At 40.8% G+C, this 11258-nt stretch carries 9 protein-coding genes; 7 read left to right on the top strand and 2 right to left on the bottom strand.

Annotated features, from left to right (window positions below):
• Positions 1-58 precede the first annotated feature (58 nt).
• Positions 59-655, bottom strand: coding sequence for a nucleotidyltransferase family protein (locus tag DS2_RS08080; RefSeq protein WP_035014221.1), 597 nt, complete (start codon positions 653-655; stop codon positions 59-61).
• A 158-nt stretch (positions 656-813) separates the two neighbouring features.
• Here DS2_RS08080 and DS2_RS08075 point away from each other — a divergent pair, with 158 nt between their 5' ends.
• Positions 814-1494 (top strand): PilZ domain-containing protein, encoded by a 681-nt coding sequence (locus DS2_RS08075; protein WP_035014220.1) that lies wholly within the window; start codon positions 814-816, stop codon positions 1492-1494.
• Between the two features lie 31 nt (positions 1495-1525).
• Here DS2_RS08075 and DS2_RS19780 read toward each other — a convergent pair whose 3' ends face one another.
• Positions 1526-2380: an inositol monophosphatase family protein gene (locus DS2_RS19780; protein WP_160168550.1), complete on the bottom strand. Its 855-nt coding sequence runs from the start codon at positions 2378-2380 to the stop codon at positions 1526-1528.
• A gap of 174 nt (positions 2381-2554) precedes the next feature.
• Here DS2_RS19780 and DS2_RS08065 point away from each other — a divergent pair, with 174 nt between their 5' ends.
• The 6 genes from DS2_RS08065 to DS2_RS08040 all read left to right on the top strand — a co-directional run bounded on the left by DS2_RS08065 (position 2555) and on the right by DS2_RS08040 (position 11226).
• The gene (locus DS2_RS08065; RefSeq protein ID WP_035014219.1) at positions 2555-3334 is read left to right on the top strand and encodes a hypothetical protein; all 780 of its coding nucleotides are present in this window, start codon (positions 2555-2557) and stop codon (positions 3332-3334) included.
• Positions 3335-3423: 89 nt separating this feature from the next.
• Positions 3424-4614 carry a DUF3095 domain-containing protein gene (locus DS2_RS08060; protein WP_035014218.1) on the top strand — a complete coding sequence of 397 codons (1191 nt, stop codon included), beginning with the start codon at positions 3424-3426 and terminating at the stop codon, positions 4612-4614.
• Between the two features lie 73 nt (positions 4615-4687).
• Positions 4688-5125 (top strand): hypothetical protein, encoded by a 438-nt coding sequence (locus tag DS2_RS08055; RefSeq protein WP_152537570.1) that lies wholly within the window; start codon positions 4688-4690, stop codon positions 5123-5125.
• A gap of 106 nt (positions 5126-5231) precedes the next feature.
• Positions 5232-6569, top strand: coding sequence for a TolC family protein (locus tag DS2_RS08050; RefSeq protein ID WP_035014268.1), 1338 nt, complete (start codon positions 5232-5234; stop codon positions 6567-6569).
• Positions 6569-8113 (top strand): efflux RND transporter periplasmic adaptor subunit, encoded by a 1545-nt coding sequence (locus DS2_RS08045; protein WP_035014216.1) that lies wholly within the window; start codon positions 6569-6571, stop codon positions 8111-8113. Before DS2_RS08050 ends, DS2_RS08045 begins: the two co-directional genes overlap by 1 nt.
• Complete coding sequence (locus tag DS2_RS08040) at positions 8113-11226, top strand: efflux RND transporter permease subunit (protein WP_035014215.1); 3114 nt, start codon at positions 8113-8115, stop codon at positions 11224-11226. The genes DS2_RS08045 and DS2_RS08040 overlap by 1 nt, the downstream gene beginning before the upstream one ends.
• Positions 11227-11258: the final 32 nt, after the last annotated feature.

Genomic DNA, 11258 nt, shown 5'->3' with positions numbered 1-11258 from the left:
AAAGCCACTTTGTTAACAATTGATAACAAATGGGTACATTTAAACTTTATTATGTCGGTTAACCCATTTTGTGCGCTAGGTATTGGCGTAACTGTTGTTGAGTATCTATATCAATAGCTGCACTGTCGAGCGTACAGGTTACCGAGTTAAATTGTCTGCTATTCAATAGCTTTTTGGCTCCTTTGTCGCCAGCTAATTTACACAACTCTGCAAAAGTGGTGTGACGAAATATTGCAGGAACCCCCTTAGTATGATTGTATTGGGCACAGCTAATATCGGCCTGTTGATTGGTAAAAGTATCGAGCAGTTGTTGGTATTCTGCACCCGTGATTGCGACTTGGTCGGCAAGGGTAATCAAAATCGCATTGTATTTGTCTGTTAGCTTCGACACCGCAAATGCAATGGAATTGCCTATGCCCGCTTGCCAGTTGGGGTTGTATAGTATGTTGATGTGTTGATTTGTATGCTGTGCAAAGTATTGACTGATTTGCTGGTGCCAATGGCCGGTGATGATATATATATCGTCAATATTGGTTTGCTGGAGTGACTTATATACAAGGCGCAGCAGGCAGCTTTCGCCAATTTGGGCGAGGTGTTTACAATCTTTAAATCGGCTGGATTGCCCCGCGGCCATGATTACAGCTGCAATTTTCATAACTTGCCGTTAATTAAGTGTAATTTTGCCTATTATACCCAATCAAGTATATGCATGTTACTTAAAACCAATGTTTTTGTTAACTTATTGAAATCGCTTGCGCATTTGCTGTGCCTATGCCTTAATTAGTGCTAGTGCAGTGAGGCGGAGACTAAATATTGAGTTTATTGTTGGAACTTAAACCGGGTGCACCGATTAGTGTGACTTATTTAGATACTGGTCATAAAATGCAAACGGTACAAATGATCTACGTTGGTTTGATCGACCAGGAATATTTAATTTTAAAGTTTCCAGACAAACGTGCGCTGGTCAATCATAAATTTGGCTTAGTTCCTGGCACGCATTTAACCCTGCGTACTATGGTTGCAAAAGACATGCTTCACGCCATTTCATTTAAAGCACCATCATTAGGTGTATCCAAACTAAGAGAGCCTCTGTTATTGGTTGCGTTTCCTTCACAGACTCACAGTCAGCAACTGAGGTCTAAACCAAGATTGAAAGTTGAGGCTATGGCTGGGGTTAGATTGCTTAATAAAGATTTTGAGTTTCTAACTATGGTGAGTGATTTTTCGTTAACTGGTTTGAAGTGTGAATTTAATCTAACTGAAGCGCAAGAAAGCCAGCTAAACAAAAACACTATCTCTGAGCTGGTTGATGAACGAGTGAGCATTGATTTTGGGGTAAATGATGATTTTGAATCAGATTTCCAGCTGTATGGCATGATCAAAAATGCACGTATTCAAGATAAAGCTTTGTTAGGAATACAGTTTGAGAATAACGATGAATCTATGGTTAAGTCGGTATTTGCCATTCTATTAATGCGATTACATGGTTTGTAATCGCATTAGAATATTAGGCCGCAGCAGGTATTTATTTAATACATGTAACAAGCGCTTGGCTAAACTGTTGGTCTTTAGAGGCAATCATCATTTGCCTTGAGCGCGCTTGGCCTTGCTTGAATTTAGAAAAGTCATAGTCTTGGGTTATATTAAAGCTCAGTGGCGTTCCATCGATAAAACTTTGGTAAAACCCTAAATTACGCAAAATTGCACTGCCAGCTGCAGCATCCCAAATATTTAATCCTGCACAAATTCCTGCCATTCGACCTTGTGCCAAATAAACGTAAGGAAAAACAATACTGTAGTATGTTGTAACCCCACGGGTTAACCCTTCTACTTGTTTTGTTTTTGCGATTAATTGGTTAATAACCAATACACGTGATGGGTGGTCGCAGTTATTCTTAAGCTCTGGAGACAATTCAACCAATTGTTCAAATTTAGGCAGTTCACCAACGCCTTTTCCGTACAATACCTTACCTTGGTGAGTGATAATGGCTTCAAACGTGCCCGGCAATATGATACAGCCTTCGGCCAACTCGCCTTTGTCAGCAAAACCAATGGATATACCCCATAAAGGTGTTAAAGAAGCATACGGCACTGTACCGTCTATTGGGTCGATAATGTAGCAGCTGCCTGCCAGTGCTTGGTCTAATTGAGCTTGACTAAGCTCTTTAATGGTTTCTTCGCCAATTACGTAAGTATCATTGTCTGGGTTTGCCAAAGCCGCAATTGCTGTGTCTTCTACAAGTTTGTCAGCTTGAGTAACAATCGAATTGTCTGGTTTAATTTCTGTGGTGAGTTTTTGTTGCTCGGCAACTGCGATATTCGCCAGCTTGCAAGCTGTTGAATATACAAATTGTGCGTCCCAAATTGAGTTTGTTGGCAAAACAGCGTCCTTTAAATAATTAACCTTGGTTTTTATTGTAAAGCTTTTAACTACAACATCAAAGTTCAACTGGTTTAGCAATAAAACTGGAAAAATTTTTAGACATAAACCAAACTATTTAAACTAACAATGAATGAGTGAGCGGTCCATTCGATACAAAAAGGATTAAGGGCTATGTTTAAATATTCTCAAGCAATTTTACTCTCTTCGATTGTGTTACTTTCTGCCTGTAAGTTAGATATATCATCTGACGGCGACGATGATATGGATGATGACTCTGGTGGTGATCCTATTGTTACTTTACCCTCTGAAGTTATGGGTGTAGAGGCAAACATGCAATTTACCCATGCGAACGCGGGTGCGCCCTATAACTTAGACCAACTTGCTGATTTTACCTTTTCGAGCTCAGGTACCTTGTTTATTGATACGAACCCTGAAGCTGATGATGGTGATGAATTGCAACTAGACAAAGTTGAAATGATTGGCAGTGAATATGTTTGGATGGACGAAACTAATGGCTTCAACTACGCCGTTTCGCTCACTGGTAGTGGTATTCATGAAATTAATGTTAGCGGCTCTGCAGGTAGTTTTTTGGGCCAGTTTACCCATTATGTTGAGCCAGGGTCTGATATACCCAATGCAGACTTAGTGGTTAAGTACGCGGGTAGTTATAATGTCACGGCCAGTTCTGGCACACATTCTAGGGGCACAGTTAGCATAGGCACCGATTTAACGATTGATTTTGATACAGACGTCGCCTTTACTGAAGACGATATTCAAAATATTTCAGATCGAACTTTTATCCAAGATGAACCTAGAGTGCAGCTCAGTTATGGGGCAGATGATGACGCAGATGTCATTAATCTGTATTTAAACGCTGATCTCACTGCGGTTATTCAAATTCAATATCGTAATCGTAATCAGTCGATTGATGTGCGAGCCGACGTTCAATAAAAATTTATTTAGGATAAAGTTTATTTGCTTGCATCATACTGGTTATATTTTGTATGGTGCAAGTCTCTGATGTATAAGTGAACTTATCCATGCAAAATGACTTGTTTTATCAAGAGTTAGACCAGTTCAATTTATTTAGCGAATTTGCCGAACCACAACATTATCAGCCTGTTCCGAATGATTGGTTTGTTGTTATTACCGATGTGGTAAATTCAACTCAAGCTATTCAAGACGGGCGATACCGCCAAGTGAATGCTCTTGGTGTTGCATCTATTGTTGCGATTATGAACAGCATTAAACCATTGAAAGTACCTTATATTTTTGGCGGTGACGGTGCTAGCGTTTGTGTGCCTAGCTCGGTGCTACAGCAAGTTAAACAAGCTTTGCAAGCAACAGTGATACTCGCAAAACAGCAATTTTCATTAGAAATCAGGGCCGGGGTTGTTCCGGTATCAGATATTCGTCAGCTGGGTAAAGATATCCGTGTTGCTAAGTTTCAACCTAAAGATCATTTTTCGCAGGCTATGTTTGATGGGAATGGATTGTCAGCGGCAGATAGCCTAATTAAACAAGCGAACTCTCAGTATTTAATTGAGCCAGTTGAATCGGATTCTTTGGACAATAATGACCTGTTTGAAGGGTTTGAATGCCGCTGGAACGAAATTCCGAGCCGTTCGAAAGAGCATATTGCATTATTGGTTCAAGCACTACCCAATGAACAATTCTCTTCTGACCAAATTTATCAAATTGTATTAATGGCAATTAATGGCTGTTATGGTGATGAACTGGCATATCATCCAATTACCCCAAAGCAAATGTCGTTGTCGTCCAAAGTGGCTGATTTACAAAACGAAGCAAAAATTCGTAGTGGTTTTGTTGGCAAATTAACAAAATATAAATACATAGCTAAATTAAAACTGCTCAGGCATGTTGGCAATTATTTGATGAAAAATAAAGTTAAAACTGATGCAACAGAGTGGGGGGGTTACAAACAACGTTTAGTCGAAAATACTGATTTTCAAAAGTTTGACGATATGTTGCGCATGGTAATTTCTGGCAACGAAGAACAAAGGGTACAGCTAGAAAATAAGCTTAAGCAATTGCAGCAAAGTGGTTTGTTGGCTTATGGCATTCACTCGGCACCGAGTGCACTAATTACTTGTATGGTGAATGATTATAATCATGACCATGTACATTTTTTAGATACCACTAGAGGTGGTTATGCGATGGCGGCGAAACAGCTTAAAAGCCAGTTAGCGACTTTAAAATCAGTAGAATAAGCGCTAGACTTAATATGCCTAAACCTCAGGTGAACTAACTTCCATATGGGACTTAAACAAGAGTATGCTGCAATTGGCTAATTTAAAATCAAAACTACTGGCTTGTTTTGCTTTACTAACTATGTTGGTAGGCCAAGCCGCAGCTGTTGATATGCAAAACTGCCAAATGCATATGTCATCCAGTTTAACCGCGGATACACCGACTAAATCAATACCGTACTCTAAACATCAAGTTTCAGAATATCAAGGCCATGGCCATACAATACATGCTGGGCATGATATGCAGATGATGAAAGATGCACACCAAGGTATGGATAGTAGTGCTCATGACTGCTGTAAAACGGCTAAAGCTGAATGCCAATGCCCTCACCAGATTTGTCACAACACTGGTATTGTCTTAAATGAATTAGCAATCAGCCAGCTAGTGGCCATGCCCAATAAAATTACTAACTCTATTAACCACTTTATTTCACAACCTTCAGCTAGTTTATATCGCCCACCGATAACTTAATAGCCTAGGATAGATCTATCCAAAATTTACTTTAACTGCCAAGCATTTTATTTATCTAACTAAATGATGTTTGTGCTATGTGTTATTTAAATATGCGATTTTTCAAATGGTTAACAAGTTATTTATTTATCCCGTTTTATTACTGTGCTTATCGGTTCTTGCAAGTGTGCCGACGGCTGATGCAAATCAAACGAATCTCACTTCTATTCATCAACATAAATTGTCATTAGACGCTTTAATTACCAAAGCGGTCAAACAAGACTTATGGCTTAAGAGTAATCAATTGTCAGAGCAGGCCGCTAATGCACAAAGTGTTGCGGTGGATAATTGGGCCGACCCAAATTTTTCGATTGCTTTAGCGAATGTGCCAATTGATAGTTTGTCACTTAATCAAGAGGGCATGACTCAAGTTAAGTTTGGCGTTAGCCAAATGTTGCCACGTGGCGACTCACAACAAATTCAGCAACAGCAGTGGCAAAATGTTGCTGCACTGCACCCAATTCAGCGCCAGCTCCGCCAGCTACAACTTACCCAGCAAATCAGTTTACTTTGGCTTGAATACGCACTGGCACAACAAATTGAACAGCGCATTAACCAAGACCAAGTGTTGTTTGAACAAATGGTTGAATTAGCCAAAGCGCGTTATGCCAGTGCAATAGGGCAAACCCGTCAACAAGACATTATTCGCGCTGAATTAGAGTTATCACAGTTGCATGAAAAACGTTTATTGCAGCAACAAAAACAACAAAATATACAGGCGCAATTAGCTCAATGGCTGCCAGATATTTTTAGCTATCAGCTTGATACTACAGCAGCTGAAATTGTGTTAAACCAACCTGACATGAGCACAAATTGGCGTTTTCAGCAAATGTCAGTGATTAAAAAATTGATGCAGCATCCGCAAGTACAACTATTGGATAATCAATTTAAAAGCCGCGCATTGGATGTGCAATTAAGCGAACAAGCGTATAAACCGCAGTGGATGGTGAATGCGAGTTATGCTTACCGTGCCGATGGTGCACAAATGGATAGAGCGGACTTTGTTTCAGTGGGCGTGAGTTTTGATTGGCCAATTTTTGCTAGCAATAAACAAGATCAAAACAACAAAGCCGCCATAGCTAAAGCTGAAGCGGTAAAAACCGATAAGCAATTCTTGTTACAAACTATGTATGGACAAGCATTAGCAGCAGCTGAATCTTATTTGCTATTACAGCAGCGCCATCAGCTCTATCAAGATACCTTACTCGACCAAAGCAAACAGCAAGCACAAGCCGCCATTACCGCATATACAAATGATGATGGTGACTTTGCTGAAGTAGTGCGCGCTCGTATTGGCGAACTCAATACGCATATCCAAAGCTTGCAATTACACACCCAAAAGCTGCAACAAATTGTCCAGCTTAATTATTTCTTCCCAGTATTATCAATTCAGGAGGCTAACTAATGGCTAGCATCTTTTCTCGACCGTTTTTATTTGGCCTCACTTTAGGTGGGCTTGCTGCATTTTTGCTTGCTTCTATTGTTATGCAAACTACATCTGAGTCACATTCAGATATGGCACCAACCTCAAATGCTGAAACAAGCACTGAAAAAAAGCCTTTGTATTGGGTTGCGCCAATGGATGCAAATTATCGCCGTGACAAACCGGGTAAATCACCTATGGGGATGGATTTAGTCCCAGTATATGAAGAAAACGCCAACAACCAATTTGGCGAAGGGGTTGTGAGTATCTCGCCCGAAGTGGTGAATAATTTAGCGGTTAAAACCACCCAAGCTAAGTTGGATGTTTTAACTTTACCCATTACTGCATCCGCTGTGGTGGAATATGACCAAAATTCAATTGTGCATGTGCACCCCAGAGTAGAAGGTTGGTTAGATAAACTTTATGTTAAAGCACAAGGTGAACCAGTTGAAAAAGGTCAGCCGCTTTATACTTTGTATTCGCCGCAATTGGTTAATGCCCAAGAAGAATATTTAATTGCGTTAAAACGTGGGCAAAACCCATTAATAAAAGCTGCTAAAGAGCGTTTGCTTGCATTGCAATTGCCAAAAGAACTCATCGAAAAGCTGAATAACACTCAAGCTGTGCAAGCTTATATTACCTTTAGTGCGCCGCAAACCGGTGTGGTAAATCAACTGCCGATTCGCGAAGGTTTTTATGTCCAGCCGGGTACCACCATCATGAGCATAGCGACCTTAGATAAGGTATGGGTAGAAGCGCAATTTTCAGCGAAGCAGAGTCCATTGGTTAAAAATAATCTAGCCATTAACTTTGTAGCTGATGCACTGCCACAGCAGCAATTTAGTGGGCTTGTTGATTATATTTACCCGCAGGTGGATGAAAAAACGCGTTTAGTTCGCGCGCGTATTATATTGGATAATGCTAAACATCAATTAAAAGCAGGCATGTATGGCAGGGTAGCAGCTCAAATAAAGAGTGAACAAGCGCAAATATTAGTGCCGTTACAAGCGGTTATTCAAACCGGTAAACAAAATCGTGTTGTGCTTGAATTAGCCAAAGGTCAGTTTAAGTCAGTCGAAGTAGAGTTAGGTCATCAATCAAATCAGTTTGTTGAAGTCTTATCTGGTGTAATGGAAGGGGATAAGGTTGTTACTTCTGCACAGTTTTTATTGGACTCTGAATCTAGCAAAAGCTCTGATTTTTTACGTATGCAGCCTAGTGAAAATGAGCATTCGGCTCACTCTATGCCAGCTGAACAACAGGTTGCTCACCAAGCCGTGCAATCGGCAACTGTTATGGGCGTGATTAACTCAATAGATGCTCAAAGCCGAATATTAAATATCAGTCGCGATGCAATTGAAAAATGGAACAGACCGCCAGCAACTATGGATTTTATTGCTGCCGATTCGATAGATTTACACCAATTCAACTCTGGTATGTCAGTGCATTTTACCTTTGAAATTCACGATGATTTCGTTATTACCAGTATGATGGAAATGGATATTATGCAGCATGGAGGCCACTAATGATTAGCGCAATTATCCATTGGTCAGTACACAATCGATTTTTAGTGTTGTTGTGTACCTTTATCATTATTGGTGCTGGGATATTCTCGTTAAAAAATACCCCAGTTGATGCTATCCCAGATTTATCCGATGTGCAGGTTATTGTTAAAACTAGTTATCCGGGGCAGTCGCCACAAGTAGTGCAAGACCAAATAACCTTTCCGTTAACCTCGGCATTTTTAGCAGTGCCTGGGGCAAAAACAGTTAGGGGGTATTCATTTTTTGGTGATTCGTACGTATACATCATTTTTGATGATGACACTGATTTATATTGGGCGCGCAGCCGAGTGCTGGAATATTTAAGCCAAGTTGCGCCCAATTTACCCGACAGTGCCAAAGCGCAACTAGGGCCAGATGCCACAGGTGTTGGTTGGATTTATTTATATGCTTTGCAAGATAAAACTGGCCAACACGATTTAGCCGAATTGCGCTCAATTCAAGATTGGTTCTTAAAATATGAATTACAAACAGTTGCTGGTGTTGCCGAAGTTGCGCCAATTGGCGGCATGGTGAAACAGTACCAAGTAGAAGTAGATCCAATCAAACTCGCCAATTACGGCATACCGCTACAACATGTGCAAATGGCGATAAAACGTGGCAATGGTGAAACGGGCGCTTCGGTTATTGAAATGGCTGAAGCCGAATACATGGTCACCACCACAGGTTACATTCAATCAATTGGTGATTTAAAAGCCATACCATTAGGCATAAACAGCAATGGCCAACAGTTAACCATTGCAGATGTGGCAAATGTGCAGTTTGGCCCACAAATGCGCCGAGGTATTGCTGAGCTAAATGGTGAAGGTGAAGTGGTTGGCGGTGTTGTAGTGATGCGTTTTGGCGAAAACGCGCAAAAAACCATTGAAGGGGTAAAAGCCAAACTTGCCGCGCTAGCACAAAGCTTACCCGCTGGAGTGGAGATAGTGCCTGTTTACGATAGATCGCAACTTATCAATAACGCAGTGGATAATTTATGGCACAAATTGATGGAAGAGCTGGCTGTGGTTGCCATTATCTGTGCGGTATTTTTATTTCATTTGCGTTCGTCTATTGTCGCAGTGGTCAGTTTGCCTCTTGGCATTTTAGTCGCTTTTATCATTATGTATTTTCAGGGGATTAACGCCAACATCATGTCGTTAGGTGGCATTGCGATTGCCATTGGTGCAATGACAGATGGTGCTATTGTTATGATTGAAAATATGCACAAACATATGGAAAAAACACCGCTGACAGAGCAAAACCGCTGGCAAATTGTTGCGCAATCAGCCAGTGAAGTAGGGCCTGCACTCTTTTTTAGTTTATTGATAATCACAGTCAGTTTTCTGCCAGTGTTTATTTTAGAAGCCCAAGAAGGCCGGTTATTTGCGCCATTGGCTTACACCAAAACCTATGCAATGGCTGCAGCCGCTGGTTTGGCGATTACCCTTATTCCTGTGTTAATGGGTTATTTTGTGCGCGGTAAAATATTGCCAGAAAAGAAAAATCCACTAAACCGCTTGCTTATCGCCATCTATATGCCGGTGTTAAAACAAGTAGTGACTTATCCTAAAACTACTTTGCTGTTAGCGTTGCTGATAACTGTGGTTGGTTTTTATCCCATCAACAAAATTGGCAGTGAGTTTATGCCACCTTTAGATGAAGGTGATTTAATGTATATGCCAACTACATATCCGGGCATCTCTATTGGTAAAGCAAGGCAAGTTTTACAACAAACCGACAAGCTTATTCGCACCATTCCTGAAGTGCAAAACGTATTTGGCAAAATTGGGCGGGCTGAAACCGCAACAGATCCTGCACCACTGACTATGATAGAAACCTTTATTCAGCTTAAACCTCGTAGCGAATGGCGAGCAGGAATGACTACGGATAAGTTGATAAAAGAGCTTGATCAAGTGGTTAAATTACCGGGTTTAACTAATGCTTGGGTGATGCCAATTAAAACTCGTATAGATATGTTGGCCACGGGTATTAAAACCCCTGTTGGGATTAAAGTTGCTGGACCTGAGCTTGAACAAATACAACAAATTGGCCAGCAAATAGAGCAAATTCTAAAACCTGTTGCAGGCACTGCATCTGTATATTCTGAGCGAGTAGCGGGTGGCCGATATTTAAAATTGGATATTCGCCGCCAAGATGCAGCGCGTTATGGGTTAAATATTCAAGATGTGCAGCAAATTGTTGCAAGTGCAATTGGCGGGATGAACTTAAGTTATAGCGTAGAAGGACAAGAGCGTTATCCAATTAATTTGCGTTTACCACAAGATTATCGCGATTCCCCTTACCAATTGGCGAATATGCCAATTGTCACTGAGCAAGGCAAACAACTAATCTTATCTGATATTGCAGATATTAAAGTTGAAGATGGCCCACCTGGGATAAAAAGCGAAAACGCTCGTATAAATGGTTGGACATTTATTGATATAGAAAATATAGATATTGGCAGTTATGTTAACCATGCGCAGCAAGTATTGGCCGAGCAACTTAAATTACCAGCTGGTTATTCGATAACTTGGGCTGGCCAATACGAGTATATGCAGCGTGCGCAACAAAAACTAAGTTATGTATTGCCGCTTACCCTAGGCATTATCTTAGTTTTGTTATATCTCAATTTCAGAAATGTCACAGATGTATTATTGATAATAGGTACTTTACCTATGGCTATGATAGGAGGCTTATGGCTGCTGTATTTAGAAGGTTTTAACTTCTCTGTCGCCGTTGGGGTTGGCTTTATCGCACTTGCTGGGGTGGCGGTCGAAATCGGCGTTATTATGCTTGTTTACTTAAATCAAGCTGTTGCACAGTTAAAACAAGATACAGCCGCTATATCTGCTGAGCAATTCCAACAAGCTGTTATGCAAGGCGCTGGCTTACGTGTTCGCCCTGTCATGATGACAGTTGCGACCATAGTAATTGGCTTAATCCCTATTTTATATGGAACTGGTACAGGCTCAGAGGTGATGAGTCGCATAGCCGCACCCATGGTTGGTGGCATGACCAGCGCAGTTGTTTTAGCTCTGTTGGTATTACCGGCAATTTATACTTTAGTTAAACAAAAATCCTTGACCTGTGTGTAACACGCAGGTCTAAGCTGGTGTTAGTTTAAAAA

Origin of the sequence: Catenovulum agarivorans DS-2, assembly GCF_000568405.1 — a bacterium.
GTDB classification, from domain to species: Bacteria; Pseudomonadota; Gammaproteobacteria; order Enterobacterales; family Alteromonadaceae; genus Catenovulum; species Catenovulum agarivorans_A.
The sequence above is the reverse complement of the archived record's forward strand: the minus strand, read 5'-3'. Positions and strand labels throughout refer to the sequence as shown.